The 16,108-nt window shown below is 45.9% G+C and carries 14 protein-coding genes; 5 read left to right on the top strand and 9 right to left on the bottom strand.

The features are described from left to right. Positions 1–51: 51 nt before the first annotated feature. The 6 genes from DESPODRAFT_RS10105 to DESPODRAFT_RS10080 all read right to left on the bottom strand — a co-directional run bounded on the left by DESPODRAFT_RS10105 (position 52) and on the right by DESPODRAFT_RS10080 (position 6,270). Positions 52–2,292, bottom strand: a complete 2,241-nt coding sequence (locus tag DESPODRAFT_RS10105; protein WP_004073323.1) for a dynamin family protein — start codon at positions 2,290–2,292, stop codon at positions 52–54. A gap of 11 nt (positions 2,293–2,303) precedes the next feature. Next, a complete protein-coding gene (locus tag DESPODRAFT_RS10100) occupies positions 2,304–2,831 on the bottom strand; it encodes a YqgE/AlgH family protein (protein WP_004073322.1) in 528 nt (175 codons plus the stop codon). A 123-nt stretch (positions 2,832–2,954) separates the two neighbouring features. Next, positions 2,955–4,403: a mannose-1-phosphate guanylyltransferase/mannose-6-phosphate isomerase gene (locus tag DESPODRAFT_RS10095; protein ID WP_004073321.1), complete on the bottom strand. Its 1,449-nt coding sequence runs from the start codon at positions 4,401–4,403 to the stop codon at positions 2,955–2,957. Positions 4,404–4,413: 10 nt separating this feature from the next. Further along, positions 4,414–5,325 carry an ArsR/SmtB family transcription factor gene (locus DESPODRAFT_RS10090; RefSeq protein WP_004073320.1) on the bottom strand — a complete coding sequence of 304 codons (912 nt, stop codon included), beginning with the start codon at positions 5,323–5,325 and terminating at the stop codon, positions 4,414–4,416. A gap of 154 nt (positions 5,326–5,479) precedes the next feature. Beyond that, positions 5,480–5,872 carry a universal stress protein gene (locus DESPODRAFT_RS10085; RefSeq protein WP_004073319.1) on the bottom strand — a complete coding sequence of 131 codons (393 nt, stop codon included), beginning with the start codon at positions 5,870–5,872 and terminating at the stop codon, positions 5,480–5,482. A 122-nt stretch (positions 5,873–5,994) separates the two neighbouring features. Then, positions 5,995–6,270, bottom strand: coding sequence for a hypothetical protein (locus tag DESPODRAFT_RS10080; RefSeq protein ID WP_004073318.1), 276 nt, complete (start codon positions 6,268–6,270; stop codon positions 5,995–5,997). A gap of 178 nt (positions 6,271–6,448) precedes the next feature. Between DESPODRAFT_RS10080 and murJ the strand changes: the two genes are divergently transcribed. The 5 genes from murJ (at position 6,449) to DESPODRAFT_RS10055 (ending at position 12,585) form a co-directional block, all read left to right on the top strand. Next, entirely contained in the window at positions 6,449–8,032 is a 1,584-nt protein-coding gene (gene murJ, locus DESPODRAFT_RS10075; protein WP_004073317.1) for a murein biosynthesis integral membrane protein MurJ, read from the top strand. A 158-nt stretch (positions 8,033–8,190) separates the two neighbouring features. Further along, complete coding sequence (locus DESPODRAFT_RS10070; RefSeq protein ID WP_004073316.1) at positions 8,191–9,135, top strand: formate dehydrogenase accessory protein FdhE; 945 nt, start codon at positions 8,191–8,193, stop codon at positions 9,133–9,135. Positions 9,136–9,174: 39 nt separating this feature from the next. After that, positions 9,175–9,531, top strand: a complete 357-nt coding sequence (locus DESPODRAFT_RS10065) for a hypothetical protein (RefSeq protein WP_004073315.1) — start codon at positions 9,175–9,177, stop codon at positions 9,529–9,531. A 120-nt stretch (positions 9,532–9,651) separates the two neighbouring features. Continuing rightward, the gene (locus DESPODRAFT_RS10060; protein WP_004073314.1) at positions 9,652–10,782 is read left to right on the top strand and encodes an ABC transporter substrate-binding protein; all 1,131 of its coding nucleotides are present in this window, start codon (positions 9,652–9,654) and stop codon (positions 10,780–10,782) included. Positions 10,783–10,785: 3 nt separating this feature from the next. After that, complete coding sequence (locus tag DESPODRAFT_RS10055; RefSeq protein WP_004073313.1) at positions 10,786–12,585, top strand: hybrid sensor histidine kinase/response regulator; 1,800 nt, start codon at positions 10,786–10,788, stop codon at positions 12,583–12,585. A gap of 79 nt (positions 12,586–12,664) precedes the next feature. Here the strand turns inward: DESPODRAFT_RS10055 and DESPODRAFT_RS10050 are convergent, their stop codons facing one another. The 3 genes from DESPODRAFT_RS10050 to DESPODRAFT_RS10035 form a co-directional block, all read right to left on the bottom strand. Further along, positions 12,665–14,293 (bottom strand): 4Fe-4S binding protein, encoded by a 1,629-nt coding sequence (locus DESPODRAFT_RS10050; RefSeq protein ID WP_004073311.1) that lies wholly within the window; start codon positions 14,291–14,293, stop codon positions 12,665–12,667. Beyond that, entirely contained in the window at positions 14,294–15,208 is a 915-nt protein-coding gene (locus DESPODRAFT_RS10045) for a DUF362 domain-containing protein (RefSeq protein WP_004073310.1), read from the bottom strand. 368 nt (positions 15,209–15,576) lie between these two features. Further along, positions 15,577–15,945 carry a VOC family protein gene (locus DESPODRAFT_RS10035; protein WP_004073309.1) on the bottom strand — a complete coding sequence of 123 codons (369 nt, stop codon included), beginning with the start codon at positions 15,943–15,945 and terminating at the stop codon, positions 15,577–15,579. Between the last annotated feature and the right edge of the window lie 163 nt (positions 15,946–16,108).

Below are 16,108 nucleotides of genomic sequence, written 5' to 3'. Positions count from 1 at the left end.
ATAAAAGCTATCGGAATAAAAGGAACTATAATAGATTGGAGTCCGTGTCTGCTAAAGAGAGGTTTCTACGGCACACTCAAATGAGCCCGACCTGAAATCCATGCTGAATTCATCAAGAAGCGCACGTATCCGGACAATATCGCTTTTCGCTTTTTTTATCATGGCAAGATGCTGGTTTTTTTCCTCCTGTTTAAGGCAGAAAATTGCATCCATATCCTTATTCAAGGTTTCATACATGGTAAAACGGTGAATAATTTTGTCTTTAAAATCCCGTGTTGCTGCGTCTATTAATGGGAAAAAATAATCCTGTTTCAAGCTGCGGTGGTAGGCTTTTAGCTGCCGCTGCATGATGGTAAGTGTTTTTTTCTTAATTTTTCCGGCAGCCTTGTCAAGTCCGGGTGTAAAGGAGAATCGAACATGTTTGTCCAGTAACGCGGATACAAATAAAACCAATGAATGAAGACTGAAATCGGTCACGATATTGGCCTGTACCGCCCTGGTATATTCAGGCGAAAAAATATGGTCCGGCAAATGCACCCCTAAAATTTTTTTTATGCTTTCAAGGTCAGCCGCCTTGGAATATTCTTCATCTTCTTTAATCATCTCAAGGGAAATGCGCTCGTTCTCGCGGTCCACCGGGGCACCGGTGACATAGTCAATGCGGTAGGAATCCAGAAGAGATTTAAAATAGGACTCTATACGTTCCTCCTGAATACGCACCAGTTGTTTAAGTTCCGGGGTTACCTGTTCAAGGATAAAAAGATCAAGCTCTCGCTTGAAGTCCTGGAACATCATGTACAGAATCTGTTTAAAACCGGTTTCCTTCAACGCTGTCTTGTAGGACTGGGGATCAATTTGGGCCTGCCGGATAAATTCTGTTACAAGTTTATTGATATTTTCACTGTCTTTGAGGAATGCATTTTTTAAGTTGGATTCAATTTCCCTGCGAAGCGCTGATACTGCGCCCATAACGGAGTTATCCACAATAACCCTTAAACGCCTGGCATTGCCTTCAAGATCGGCAAGACGCTTTCTGGCTTTTTCCTGATCTAAAAGCCCGGCAGAAAAGAGATCAAAAAGAATTTTTATTTTTTCGTCAAGAACATGGGTTACAATTTTAAGTCGCTCGATGTGATTGGCATAGAACAGATTGAACCGGGAGGTTTCAAACAGCAGATTAAATCCGGCAAGAAATCGGGTATACTCTTTGGTACAAAAAGCGATCATCTCCTTGTCCTCCTGCCAGAGCGCAAGGCGCTTCTTGTTTTTGGATGAAAGTCTGTTGCCAAGGGCATCAAAAAGCGTATACAGAGCTGAAAAAGAAAAAATCCTGACATCCGGAACCAAAAGCTTAAGTTCCTGGATTGTTTTATCCAGTGTTGTTTTCAGATTGCTTAAATTCTCATGTTCACTTAAATCACAGTTGAAAATGAAAAGAATGTTTTCCATCAGCCCAAGACGTTTTATCCTTTTTAAAAATAACATGTCAGACTGACGAAGCCCCGTACGTGACGAGATGCAGTAAACAATCAGATTGGCAGCCTCAAGATAGGAAAATATGTTTTCGAGGACGGCAGGGTCAGTGGAATCGGCACCCTGGCAATCGGCAATTTCAACGTTCGAATGAATGGTTTTCCCATACACTTCCAGGCACACGTCTTTAACATAAAAAGCCTTGGCCGGGTCCGCCGTGAACGGTTTGTGACCGTCAAAAGATTTGGCGTCAAAACTGATCATCTGTTCATCAGAACCTATGACGTCCAGACAATGTTTATATCCGTCAAGCGCATTGCGGATTAGCAATGCTTCAGGACGAACTCCTTGGGATGTAATCGGGAATGCAGATACAATGGTGTCAAAAATACGGCGCAACTGCTGCCGGTCTTGGGTCCGCCGGATATCAAAAGGCGGGGAATCGTCCTTGTCGGGAAACATTTCCAGACAGCTTTCAATTTCACTATTGATCTCATCCCATGATTTAAGATGGATAATTGCCCTGTTTTTTTTGCCCTTCCTGATACGGGTAGTAATGGATGTGACCACCCCTGCCCCGCGCTGAACCAACTCTCTGCCCGACATCGCGTTGATAAAGGTGCTTTTGCCTGATTTGATCACCCCGACCACGGCCACACGCAAAATATCTTCACTGATGTATGAAGGAATTTTACTGCAAAGTTGTCTGCTCTCAACAAGGCTTTTGTCGCAATTGTTTGAAACGGCAGCCAGACTGTCGATCACCGAGAGGGTATCAGAAACTAAATTTTCTATGGATTCTTGGGGGTGTAAAGTCATTGGCCGGCAAATCAGATCAGCATCATGGTTTTTTCATATTTCAGATCCGGTTTGGTATCAAACATGATTTCCCTGGACATATCACAGGTGAGCCAGGCTGAATCGGCAAGTTCATTGTCTAACTGCATGGGGCCCCACCCGGCGCAGCCCAGAAGTATGATAAAGGTGTCAGGTCCCTGCCCCATGGCAATGGCTTCCAGAATGTCCCGGGAATTGCTCAAAGCCAGCCAGTCTGTAATTTTAAGGGTTTCACTCCACTGAAACGGTCCGCAATGAAGTACAAATACGCCCGAAGGCTGGACGGGTCCCCCAAGAAAAATATCTATTTTATCAATACTCTCATTGCAGGGAATGCCTAAATCCTCAAAAAGCTCCCGGCCGGTAAGTAACGGGTGAACTTTATTGAGAATAAAGCCAAGGGCACCGGATTCATTGTGCTCACAAATACAGGTGACCGTCTGTGCAAAATTGGGATCCGGAAGGCCGGGAATGGCCATGATGAATTTTCCTTTCATATTTTCCGCAATCTGGTCGTTCATCAACTCCTCTCCATGCTGATCTCCAGCATGTTATGTACTTATTATCAATCTTAATATTACAAACAAACTTAATATTACAAACAAGGCGTTAATTTCAAATATTTTTATTTGATTTGCAATAATTTATTTATCATTCGGTCTTTTCTCACGACCATATACATCATCATACCTGACAATATCATCTTCCCCCAGGTATGGACCTGACTGCACCTCTATCAATTCCAGAGGAATCTTACCCGGATTTTCAAGCCGGTGCATGGTGCCAAGGGGAATGTAGACAGATTGGTCTTCCTTTAAAAGGATCTCTTCGGTATCTTTGGTGACAATCGCCGTCCCGGAGACAACGGTCCAGTGTTCAGCCCGATGATAGTGTTTCTGCAACGACAGTTTTGCACCGGGCTTTACGGTTATGCGTTTTACCTGGTATCTGTCCGCCATATCAATGGTTTCATAATCACCCCAGGGCCGGTAGACTTTAGCATGGGAAACCGCTTCCACTCTGTTTTGCGCTTTTAACTGGGTAACGATTTTTTTTACATCCTGAACCTGATCCCTGGGGGCCACCAGAACAGCGTCCTTGGTGTCCACAATCACAAATTTTTCAAGGCCTACGGCTGCCACAAGACGGTTGTCAGAATGGATGTACGTATCCGTGACATTATGTACCAGCACATCTCCGCTGGTCACATTATTGCAATCATCTTTGTCACCGGTCTGCCACAATGCGTCAAAGGATCCAAGGTCATTCCAGCCGGCATCAAGGGTAATGACAACGCCTTTTGCTGTTTTTTCCATAACTGCGTAGTCAATGGAATCCTCTGTAATAGATTCAAATGCCGTTTTGTCCACCCTGAAAAAATCCAAATCCATGTTTCCGTTTTCAATGGCTTTACGGCATTTTTCAAGCATATCCGGGGCAAATACCTCAAGTTCGGAAATAACGGCAGATGCCTTGAACATGAACATGCCTGAATTCCAGCAGAAATCGCCTGATTCAAGATAGGAGACAGCTGTATCATAATCCGGTTTTTCTACAAACCTGTCAATCATGAAGGCCGGATCTGAATTGTCAAGCCCGTTTCCTTTCTTGATATACCCATAGCCTGTTTCGGGCGATGAGGGAACTATGCCAAAGGTAACCAGTTTACCCTGCCGGGCCAGTTGCGCACCCGATTGAATGATTTCATGAAAGATTTCAATATTTTTAATTTCATGATCTGCAGGCAGAACCAGCATCACCGGCTCATCCTGAGGCTCAGGCTTAAGATTGTCATCAAGGATCAGAGCGGCCAGGGCAATGGCCGGGGCAGTATTTCTGGCAGCCGGTTCAAGAATAATCTTAAAATCATTGATATCAATCCGGCGGATCTGCTCTGCGGTCATGAATCTGTGGTTTTCATTGCATATAATTACCGGGTCGCCAAGATCGCTAAGGCCTGATAACCGCAAAAGGGTGTTCTGAAGCATGGTATGCGCGTTGTACAGACTAATGAGCTGTTTGGGGTACAAAGATCTGGACATGGGCCACAGCCTGGTTCCGGAACCGCCGGCCAATATAACAGGATAAATCATTATTTCTCCATTATTTCTGCGCAAGATAAAAGGTTAAGGTTAAGGTTTTTTCAACCGGATAAAATTCAGTATGCTTAAGATTGAAGCCGGTTCTATCAAGCCACCCTGAAATCTGCTGCTGGGTAAACCCCAGCCAGACCCCGCCAATGATATCTTTAATCTGTTCCTGGTCGTGTTTTAAAAAATCCACCAGAAGAAACAAGCCCCCGGGATTAAGGACCCGGTACACCTCGCGAATTGCTTTTTCAGGTTCAGACACATGGTACAATACCATGCTCATCAGCGCCGCATCGACCTCCTGTTCACGCATGGGAAGATGTTCCAACTCCCCTATACGAAGCTCTAAATTCTGGCCTTCCGGCAGCCGAAGCCTTGCCTGTTCAAGCATCTCGGGAGAGGCATCCACACCGATAAGGGTCTTTCCTCCCCTGCCAAGGAGGCCGGCAAGCATCTCACCGGTTCCGCAACCAAGATCGGCAATAGTCGACGCATCCTGAAGATAGCATTCAAGCAAGGGGTTTGGATTAAAATTGCCAAGAACCTTTTTTTTTAACCGGTCCCACCGCGGGGCAGCAGTTCTGAAAAAACCTCTGGATCTGTTTTTTCTCAAAATAATACATTGCTGTGTACGGGCAATATCTTCCTGCAATCCAGGCTCGTTTTCAAGCTGTTTGCAGGCAAGAACAACAAGTTCCCGGGTATATCCGGTTTTGTTCGTCGTATAATAAATGAAGCTGCCGTCCTTGCGTGAGACCAGAAGCCCTGCGTCAAGCAGAATTTTTAAATGCCGCGACACTCCGGACTGCACCATGTTGACCACGGAGACAATTTCATTCACGTTAAGTTCAAAATGCTCAAGGATAAACAAAAGCCGCAGCCGGGTAGGATCAGATAATGCTTTAAACTGTTTAAGTATTTCCATAAAATAAAATCAATAGGTAACCCAATTTAAAATCAAATACTGAGTGGGAAAAATATCTAAGTTTCATGACAGAGGCCCTTATGTAATTTTGATGAAACAAAAATAATGGGCAGCAATCGACGCATGCTGCCCAAAACAAAGGATGAAGTGACGCCTACCTTACGGTGATGACCGGGCAATCCGCCTCTAATATCACCGTTTGAGCTGTGGAACCAAACAATAGCTTGCCTACATTTGAACGGCTTTTCACGCCAATTATAATTTCATCCACCTTTTTTTCATTTGCAAACGCAACAATATCCTCTCCTGCCTCCATACCACGAATCAGAAGATGTTTTTCACAGGCTATTCCCTGCGCCGTGAAAAAAACCTGTGCCTGGTCCAGGTTGTTTTCAGCTTCCAGTATTTTTTTCTGGTCCTTTTCAGTCCCTTCCAACATTGAGGTAACAACCAGTACCGTGGCATTAAAGGCCTTTGCATGTTCAGCCCCAAGCTTGAGCAGATCCTGACCGATATTGATACCTTTATATCCAATGAGAATTTTCATATAGTCCTTCTTTTTTCATCATTTGCTTTTTATCAACCCGAATTTTATGAACAAACAAAAATAATTGAAAAAAGTAATAAACTAAAATACTGGAACAAGCCCTGTTTAACAAGACTAAAATGTTAATCCTTACGGATAAAGGAACCGATAATCAGCAGGATGGCACCCGAACCAATCAGAACCCCTGCAAGATGAATCTCATAAAAAAATGAGTATAATGCATTATAAACCGTATCATTGGAAATCCAATCAAGGATTTTATCGGTAATTCCTTCAAAAAAGGTGGAAATGGTCATGGTAGAAAGAAAAACGGCTGCGTCCATAAATTTGGAAATCAGGGCAAACAATCCAAGTACAACACCGGCAATGATTGAGAAAATTCCCAGCTTTGAGGTCATGATTATTCCTTGATTAATTTCGTTTTAATATTTTCAGGCCAGGCGTATTCTAACGTTTATTACTGTCATCTTTATACAATTCATTGTATATGCAGGCTGTGTTTCAGGTCAAACTATTTTCAGACCATCTTTATACTTAGGTATCTTCCATGATAAAATTTGCATCGGACTTCAAACTATGACACAAACCTCCACATTTAAAAAAATCGGTCTTGCCTCGTTTATCATGATGGCATCCGTATTTGCCAGCAGAATCATCGGTCTTGCGCGTGAAACGGCCATTGCCTGGATGGGGGGTGCAAGCGCAGACGTTGACGCGTATCAGGTGGCGTTTGTAATTCCTGAAATTTTAAACCATGTGGTGGCTTCAGGTTTTTTATCCATCACGTTTATCCCCATCTTTACCCGTTATCTTGTTGAAAATCAGGAACAGGAAGGATACCGGGTTTTTTCCGTTATTCTGAACTGCTTTGGTGCAGGTCTTTTTATTTTTATCTGCCTTTCCATGGTTTTTGCTCCGGAGCTGATTGCGCTCCTTGCCCCCGGGCTTAAAAACGGCCCGGCCTTTGACCTTGCCGTACGCATGACCCGGATCATTATCCCGGCCCAGTTTTTCTTTTTTGCCGGGGGGCTGTTCAATGCCGTACAATACTCAAAGGAACAGTTTCTTTTCCCGGCCTTAGCGCCATTGATTTACAATACCGGCATTATTGTGGGCGGCATACTTTTGTATCCGGCTCTGGGGATGGAAAGCTTTGCCTGGGGGGTTCTTGCCGGTGCGTTCTTCGGCAGTTTCCTGCTCCAGCTGTTTGGGGCGAAACAGGTGGGACTGATCTATATGCCAAATTTTAATTTCAAGCATCCTGATGTGATCAAATATGTATTGTTAACTTTACCCCTGATGCTTGGTCTGACCATGACTTTTTCCACGGAAATCCTGATGAAGTTCTTTGGCTCGTTTTTAAGCGAGGGGAGCATTTCAGCCATGAATTACGCCCTTCGCATCATGTTTATACTGGTGGGGCTTTTCGGCAATGCCGTTGGCGTGGCCTCCTATCCGTTCATGGCAAAAATTGCTGCCAAAAAAGATTTTTCCGGCTTAAACACCATTATTAACCAGACCCTTAAATATATTTTTATTGTGATGCCCTTTTCAGTGGTCTTTATGATTCTAAATAAAGAAGTTGTAGCCATTTTATTCCAGCGCGGAGCTTTTGACGCCCATGATGCGGCCCTGACATCCGGGGTGCTGCCGTATTTCATGGCAGGGGCATTTGCATTTTCAGCCCAGACCATTGTTTCCCGGGGGTTCTTTGCCGTTCAAAACACATTGTTCCCTGCTATTTTCTCTTCTGTATGCGTGGCGTTAAGCTTACCGCTGCTCTATTTTGCAATGACAGCCATGGGGATCAAAGGCGTGGCTTTGGGCCTGTCTTTGTCCGTAATCATTACCACAGGGGCTTTATTCGAAGTGTGGAGCAGAAAAACAAAAAACGCCGGACGATCGGATGTCTACATCTCCTTTGGTGTCATGTTACTGGTCAGTATCCTGGTCTGGCTGGTTTTAAAGGCTATATATGTTGGAATTATTCATCTGATTCCAATCACTGGTTTTTTTACCCATATATTCATTTGTATTATTGTCGGCATATTCTTTCTGATCCTTCTGGCAGGCATGGGGAAATTTTTTAAAATCAGAGAGGTCAGCACGCTCTATGCCAAGGTGCTGACAAAGACCGGTTTGCTTAGGAAGGTTTCCTAAGTAAAAACGTAACAATGCGGTGATGATCATGCCGGTCATTAATTTTGGAAATATAGGTTGGCATATAATAACGCCTTCAATATAATACCCTATGCGAACTTCCGGAGAGATGCGACAATCTCCGGAATAAGGAATAAACAAAGGAGGTCCCAAACATTATGAATCAGAATGAACGTATCTGCCATGAAAAAACGCCCAAAGGTATTCAAACGGCCCTTGACAGCCTGGCGATGCGCAAGCCCGGGTTATCCTCACTTGTCTCTTCATTTGGTCCGGTGCTGGTGGCAAAAGCAGAATTGACGGAACGTCTGTCTGAAAATGAGATAAACAAAACAGGTCTGCGCGAATTTGACTGGATCCGGTTTCATAGAGGGGTTCATTTGTTTGCCATTACAGGTCTTATGGACTTCCGCAAGGAGTTTAAACAGGCAGCCCAGATGATTCTGCCGCCCATGGCAGAGGCATTTGCAGGCATCCGGCCGGACATTGAAGCGATTAACAGCAACATTGAGGACAACAGCTTTGATGCAGACGACTGCGTCCAGGCGTTTGTGAAGAACGACACCCGAATCATAAACGCATTTGCTGCCCGCGCAGGTACCAGGCCTGACATATTCAGATTTACCCTGGCCCAGATTGCCGAACCGTTCAAACAGATTCAGGCCAGAGCCTTCTCCCCTATGATAGAGGAGCATGAGTGGCCGCATGGACATTGCCCGATGTGCGGATCATTCCCGGCTGTTGCCGGGCTCATCGGTGAAGGGGGCGAACGGCGCTGGCTGCAGTGTTCTGTGTGCGCCCATGAATGGCGGTTCAGGCGCCACACCTGCCCACGATGCGAGAATAATGACCAGAACCTTTTTGAATATTTTTCCGACCAGGACAGCCCGGCCAAGGATGCCGAAGGAGTGAGCGTCTGCAAGTTATGCAACACCTATCTGTTGACCATAGACCTGGGTCAAACTATTGATCCGGTGAACATGGATGTTGCGGCCATGGGTATGATCGGACTGGAGATCCAGGCCCGGGAAAAGGGGTATTCCCCACAGGCTGAAATGCTCTGGAATTTAACAATGAACGAGACTGATGTCACTGGGGAATAAAGTTGTTATGTGGCAGTTAAAAAAACTTCAGGAGGAATAATGACTCAACACGATCCGAATATACTGTACGTTGATGCAGACAATAAAATGAGTGCTGCAAGTGAGCAACCACGACCGAAAAATGCGTCAGCTTTCTTACAGATTCCATCAGCGTTGGAAGAAGAAGTGAATACTTATGTTAACAATTTAGCAAAAGAAAAGAATATAGAATGGGAAAATGAGCAGGACGGAGAAAAATCTGTTTTTCAATCACAAGGATGCTTTCTCGTTATATCTTTAGAAAAAATTGAAGCTGTAATGAAAGCAATCAATAACTGTTTTTCTCTGAATGAAGGTGATTTGGATGAAATCAAAAAAAATCTACGACAAGCCATGAACATTATAAATGGCATGTAATCTAAACTTGATGAAAGTTCGTCTATGACATTGACGCCATATTCTCTGGATACTGTTCAAACCCAAGGCGATTGTAGCGGTGGGCGCATCCACCAATCCCTTCAAGAACGGAGAGGCATAATGAAAACCAAGGTGAAAAGGGGTGCAATATTATTATTTTCCCTTTCCATCTTACTCGTCCCGGATCTTTATGCAGGCTCAGGGAATGGACCAAGGCTGAACAACGGCAAAAAATGGCGGGTCTCCTATTACGAAGGCGGACCTTATTCCGAATATACCGATACCATGAGAACCCTTGTTCAGGGTTTGATCAAAATAGGCTGGATAACAGCTAAAAACCTCCCCGATTTCCGACAAGAAATGCCCAAGCCTTATATCGACTGGCTCACAAAACACGATAGCCCCTACTTGTCGTTTAAACCGGAAGATTGTTATTCGGCAGACTGGGATGATCAAAAAAGAGTTGTGGTGCGAAGAGATTTAATGAAAAAACTAAAACGCGGCGACATTGATATTGTTCTTGCAATGGGCACCTGGGCCGGTTTGGATATGGCCAACAACGAGCATTCTGTTCCGGTGATGGTTTTATCCACATCCGAACCGATAAGTGCCGGCATCATCAACAGTGCAAAGGATTCCGGATTTGATCATGTGACCGCCAGGGTTGATCCCAATCGCTATGCAAGACAACTGCGGATGTTCCACAGAATCGTCGGATTTGACACCCTGGGCATTGCCCTTGAAGACACCGAAGATGGCCATAGTTATTCTGCCATCAATGAAGCACGGCAGATTGCCAAGGAAAGGGGCTTTGAGTTGATTACCTGCAATGTTCTCGATTCGATACCGGACAAAGGGGAATCTGATCGTTCCTGTTTTAACTGTTTCCATGAACTCTCGAAAAAAGCCGATGCCGTATATTTAACGGCGTTGCTATGTGCAGACACAAGGACCAAAGAACTCGCAGATATTTTTAAGAAGGCCCGTATCCCTTCGTTTTCAATGATCGGGTCAAAATGGGTGAAAGGCGGAATTTTAATGAGTATTTCCAGCGATTCAGGTTATGCCCGACTCGGCGGGTATAATGCCGATAAATTCGGCAAAATTTTAAACGGCACAAAACCAAGAAATTTAAACCAGATATTTGAGGATCCCCTGGAAATCGCAATCAACATGGCCACCGCAAAAGCCATCGGCTTTCCCATGCCGCAAAGCATGCTAAAAATAGCCGCCGAAGTTTATGAGGAATAAGCATTGAAGCGGCGAGTAGGATATATCATTACCGCAAGCATCTGCTTTTTCTATTGGACACTCGATAGTATCTGGGCATACATGTCTTTTGAATATAATTTAAAAGATTTAATTTTCAGAAAACCGAGTTCCTACGTGGACACCTTTTTGTTGAAACTGCCTCCCTATCAGGTTGTCTCCCGGCTCATGGTTGTGTTTTTATTTGTCATTCTCGGTGTTATTATCATCGAATTTATCAAGAAGCGGCAGGAGGATCAAAATAAACACCGAGAGGCCCACGACACCTTCCTGACGGTGCTCAACAGCATTGATGCGGCGATTTACGTCACAGATATAAAGACCTATGAAGTTTTATTCATGAACAAATATCTGGTGGACAAATTCGGAGAAAATTTTTCAGGAGAGACGTGTTACAAGGTATTTAAAAACGCAAATGAGGTGTGTGAGCACTGCCCGAATGAAAAACTGGTGGACAAAGACGGCAATTTAAAGGGCCTGGTCGTCGGGGAGTTTCAGCACCCTGTAACAAATGCATGGTATCTACATTATGACAGGGCAATTAAATGGATCGACGGTCGTATGGTTCATTTGCAGATTGCCACCGATATAACCCAGCTTAAAAAGCTTGAGGAAAATCAAAAAAAGGCGGACGAATATCTGCGTCAGGCCCAGAAAATGGAATCCATCGGAAATCTGGCCGGAGGTATTGCACACGACTTCAATAATCTTCTATTTCCGATCATTGGTATGTCAGAGCTGCTCCTGGAGGATCTCCCTGAAGAGAGCCTTGAGTACAAAAATATCGAGGTGATTCTGGAGGCTGGAAAAAGAGGCCGGGATCTTGTCCAGCAAATCCTGTCCTTCAGCCGCCGATCCGAAAAGAAAAAAAACCCTGTCCGCCTGCAACAAATTTTAAAGGAAGCTTTAAAATTAAGCCGCTCCACAATTCCGTCTTCCATACAAATCAATCACGATATTCAGGAAGATTGCGGCTGGGTGATGGCGGACTCCATACAACTTCACCAAATTGTGATCAACCTGATTACCAATGCATACCATGCCGTGGATCAGTCTGACGGCAAAATCAATGTCCAGTTAAAGGAACTATGCGTCACCACAAACGATCTATCTCCAAAACTCAATTCAGATGATAAATATGTGATGCTCAGAATTTCAGACAATGGCTGTGGTATTGAAGAGTCAATTAAAAATAAAATTTTCGATCCATATTTCACCACCAAAGACAAGCACAAAGGAACAGGTCTTGGTCTTGCTCTTGTTTACGGAATTGTTCAGGATCACGGGGGAGATATCTTGGTGGACAGTAAAGTAGGGGAAGGGACTGTTTTTTCAATATATCTGCCATTACTTGAGCAGCTGCCCGAAACCGAGGCAGAGGAGCGTACAATTTCATTTCAAACCGGATTGGAGCATATTCTTCTTGTTGACGATGAAAAACCGGTAGCCCAGATAGAAAAACAGATGCTCAATCGTCTGGGGTATAAGGTTACTATGCATACCAGCAGCCAGGAAGCGCTGGAATGCTTTCGTGCAAATCCGGAAGCATTTGACCTATTGTTGACTGATGTGACAATGCCGGGTATCTCTGGTGACAGGTTGGCACAGGAGGTCCTGACAATAAGGCCTGATATTCCGGTTCTTCTGTGTACGGGCTTCAGTGAAAATATTGACAAGCGGAAGGCAGAGCAACTAGGGATCAAAGGTTTTTTAATGAAACCGGTTGGCAAATCTGATATGGCCCGGACGGTGCGGCAGATTCTCGACAACCGCAGCAAGGGATGAATGTCCGGGATTTCGAACAATGTACCCTTCTATACAATTAGAGATTAAACGCCCCGTGTAGAAAATTACAACAGTCAATTTAAAAAGGAAAGTCATCACCCGTATCCTTCTCCATCTTTTTTTCCTTGGGTTTCCGCGCTGTTTTGTGCTCTATATTGCCGTCCACATAGATGGCCCTGAAGGGTTTTGTGGGACAGGCATGCTCGCATCCGCCGCATCCCACGCAGATATTCTCGTCCACTTCGGGGATAACCAGCTTACGGCCGGCGGCATTCAGGTAGGGTACCATGTGTACCGCTTTGGTGGGACAATGTTCCGAGCAGGCCCCGCAATTGGTGTTGTCCGTATAGACCACACAATTTTCTTTGATAAATTTTGCCACGCCGACCTGGGTCAGCCGCTTTTTTTCTACCGTCAGAGGCAGGATCGCCCCGCTGGGGCAGATATTCGAACAGACGGTACAGTCATAGTTGCAATGCCCGGCGTCAAAATCCATCTGCGGCTGCATCATCCCGGACAAGCCAAAGGAAAAGACTGAAGGCACAAGCACCCGGGAGGGACAGGCAGAGACACACAAATGACAGGCCGTGCAGATGGCGTTGTATCTGGCAATGCTGACCGAACCGGGAGGGGAAAGCGGGCTGGTTTTCTTTTCGGGGATGGTGGTGGGCCTGGCCTGTACCGGAAGCATTTCGGGTGCGGCATGGCCACGAGCCGCCGCCAAGCCAAAACTGCCGGCTGCCAGGGCAAGAACAAAGTTTCTGCGGGACCGGACCGACTCTTTCCTGTGGCGGATCTTTTGGCCCGATTGAGTATTAATCTGAAACCTTGGCTGAAAATCATACTGATACACCATGGCCTGGTCCGGACAGACAGAAAGGCAGTTAAAACAGGAAACACAGCGGTCGGTATCCACGGTTTTTGTTTTGACATCAATGCATCCGGCCTTGCAAAGATGCTCACACCGGCCGCAGGACCGGCAGGCTTCCTTATCAATACGGATTTTAACCAGGGAAAATTTTGAGATCAGCCCCAGCAGGGTTCCCACCGGACATAGCGTATTGCAATAAAGGCGGCCGTGCCGGGCACTCATCCATCCCACCGTACCCAGTGTAACCAGGGCAACGCCAAGGGAAACCGGGGCATAGACCGGCCACTGAACACGGTAAAAGGCATGAACGCCTATGGCCTCTGCCATAGGCGTCCCCAAATTGTTCAGGGTAATGACAAGAGGGCGAAAGAGATTAGAGAAAAATCTACCGAAACTGCTGAAAGGATCAAGCAGGTTAAGCAGCAGACCGGTTCCCGAAAAAAAGAACAAAAGGGTCGCAATCAGGACCGTATACCGCAGGAGGTTGCGGGGCGCAGAATATGTGTATCTGCCGGACCGCTTTTTTTCACCCCGGCTCTTTTCTCTGTTTGAAAAAAAACGGGAGATCAGATCCTGAAATATTCCCAGAGGGCAGATTGCTGAGCAGTAGACCCTGCCAAACATAAATGCGGTTATCAGCACAACGATAAACCCTGCAGCCCCGACTGCCGGCTGGTTCAAAAATTTAAGCGCAGAGGGCACAAATTGAAAAAACAACAGGTGGTCTGAAAAAGTTTTTGCCCCAATCTCCCATATATCCAGAAAGAGAAAAGCCGTCGGCACAAAAAAAACCATGGCAATACAGATCCGCAGAGGTTTGAGACGGCAAATGTTCATTTAAATCTTGATCCGATTAATGGACAGGTTTTCAAGGCGCATCTGCCCAAGGTTCATATCTGAAGCGATCCGGATATGGCGGATATCGCCAGGGTCTGTCCCAAAGAGCTTGGCCCCGGCCGCATCGGCCGCCACCGGATCTGTTGAGACGACCTGGGCCTTCATGGGGACCACATCGCTGAGGGACACACCCCTGGGGCCATTGCGCTTCATGACGGTATAGGCATCCACCACCGTGAGATCAGGTTTGCGGAAAGAGGAAAAATCTGCGATACATTGGTGAAGGTCGTTGCGATGCCAGTACCACCGATCCCAGACCACCCCCATAAGGTTCTTCATGCCGATGGTAACCATGGCGGAACTGTGGTGTTTGAGTACCGGCACATTGATGAATACATCCGCCTTCAGGAGTGCCTCGTGGACTTTGGCCGTCTTGAGCCGCCGGCCTTGGGGAACGGAAACGCTTTTGTAGTAGCCCTCGCTGTCTGCGGACACCATTTTCCCGCCAGCCGCCTCTACGGCGGCTTCAATGCCGCTGTTGGCATAACAGCGCCGCCAATTGTCGCAGGTATGGTCAAACACAGAAACGCCCCGGGCCCCTGCTGAAAGGCAGTGTTCTATAATACGCCCCACAAGGGCGGGATGGGTGTTGCCGCCCCGTTCAGGGGGGAGGTCCCAGCCGATATTCGGCTTGACCACAACCCGGCTGCCCCTGGGCACAAAGGTCTGCATACCGCCCAAAGAGGCAATGGCGAGATCAAACATCTGGTCCGGCTCCCCGCCCCGGACCGCCACCAGGTCGTAGGCAACCCTCTTTGGGGCTGCAAAAAGTTTTCCCACCTCCGGGAAGGCAAGGGTGGATCCTGCGGCGATACCGCAGCCGATGGTTTTTTTCAAAAAATCCCGTCGATCCATGTCATTTTTCCTTACAATTTGGTTCTATTCTATGGGCCGGCCTTGGAATTTCAAAGCCGGAGGTTGTGATAGGTCCGCTGCCCTGCCCTTTTTCCAGACAGGTGACAACCACAATGTACGAAGAAACCTTACGGATTAGAATGGTTTCGCCGTCCCGGCTGGACGACGAAAAAAAATTTTTCCCTTTCACAGCGTCACCGCCACAATACTGATGTCGGATAAGTCCTACTTGCCCATGCCGTGTTCATTCCAGCTACATGTCAATTTCTTCCAAGTTCCCAACACCTGCCGACCGCAATGGTTTACCAGGCATTGATATTGATATATTCCCTTTGCCTGCGCCCTTGCTTCAATGGCTGGGTGTGGCGCTAGTTTACAGGCACGATTTCAAGCCAGTATCCGTCGGGATCATTGATAAAATAGATACCCATATCCTTATTTTCATAGCAGATACACCCCATTTTCTCGTGCAGGTCGTGGGCCGCGTTAAAATCATCTGTTTTGAATGCAATGTGAAATTCTTCATCGCCGAGATCGTAGGGCGCATTCCTGTCCTTAAGCCAGGTCAATTCCAGTTTGTTGCCGGACTGATTATCCGTTAAAAATACAATAATATAGGAACCGTCTGTGGCCGTTTTTCTTCTCAATTCCGTAAGGCCGAGTGCTTTTTCATAAAACGCCAGACTTCCTTCCAGATTCAGTACATTGATACTAAAATGATCAATTGTAAATCCCATATTTATTTTTTTGCTCCCATTTAAAAATTTTTAAACTCCACGCTGAAAAAGTTTGGTGAACGCGTATAATTTTACAGCGATTAAAAAATGGTATCATACGCCCACCATAGGATGGTCTTTGCATAGGGTCAAGAAAAAAGAACATGTTATCACCAAGTATTGG

Origin of the sequence: Desulfobacter postgatei 2ac9 (assembly GCF_000233695.2) — a bacterium.
Taxonomy (GTDB): Bacteria; Desulfobacterota; Desulfobacteria; order Desulfobacterales; family Desulfobacteraceae; genus Desulfobacter; species Desulfobacter postgatei.
This window is presented reverse-complemented; position numbering and strand designations above follow the sequence as displayed.

Excerpts from the sequence above, each read along its gene's own strand:
- DESPODRAFT_RS10105 (WP_004073323.1), bottom strand. The coding sequence starts at position 2,292 with ATGACTTTACACCCCCAAGAATCCATAGAAAATTTAGTTTCTGATACC.
- DESPODRAFT_RS10100 (WP_004073322.1), bottom strand. The coding sequence starts at position 2,831 with ATGAACGACCAGATTGCGGAAAATATGAAAGGAAAATTCATCATGGCC.
- DESPODRAFT_RS10095 (WP_004073321.1), bottom strand. The coding sequence starts at position 4,403 with ATGATTTATCCTGTTATATTGGCCGGCGGTTCCGGAACCAGGCTGTGG.
- DESPODRAFT_RS10090 (WP_004073320.1), bottom strand. The coding sequence starts at position 5,325 with ATGGAAATACTTAAACAGTTTAAAGCATTATCTGATCCTACCCGGCTG.
- DESPODRAFT_RS10085 (WP_004073319.1), bottom strand. The coding sequence starts at position 5,872 with ATGAAAATTCTCATTGGATATAAAGGTATCAATATCGGTCAGGATCTG.
- DESPODRAFT_RS10080 (WP_004073318.1), bottom strand. The coding sequence starts at position 6,270 with ATGACCTCAAAGCTGGGAATTTTCTCAATCATTGCCGGTGTTGTACTT.
- murJ (WP_004073317.1), top strand. The coding sequence starts at position 6,449 with ATGACACAAACCTCCACATTTAAAAAAATCGGTCTTGCCTCGTTTATC.
- DESPODRAFT_RS10070 (WP_004073316.1), top strand. The coding sequence starts at position 8,191 with ATGAATCAGAATGAACGTATCTGCCATGAAAAAACGCCCAAAGGTATT.
- DESPODRAFT_RS10065 (WP_004073315.1), top strand. The coding sequence starts at position 9,175 with ATGACTCAACACGATCCGAATATACTGTACGTTGATGCAGACAATAAA.
- DESPODRAFT_RS10060 (WP_004073314.1), top strand. The coding sequence starts at position 9,652 with ATGAAAACCAAGGTGAAAAGGGGTGCAATATTATTATTTTCCCTTTCC.
- DESPODRAFT_RS10050 (WP_004073311.1), bottom strand. The coding sequence starts at position 14,293 with ATGAACATTTGCCGTCTCAAACCTCTGCGGATCTGTATTGCCATGGTT.
- DESPODRAFT_RS10045 (WP_004073310.1), bottom strand. The coding sequence starts at position 15,208 with ATGGATCGACGGGATTTTTTGAAAAAAACCATCGGCTGCGGTATCGCC.
- DESPODRAFT_RS10035 (WP_004073309.1), bottom strand. The coding sequence starts at position 15,945 with ATGGGATTTACAATTGATCATTTTAGTATCAATGTACTGAATCTGGAA.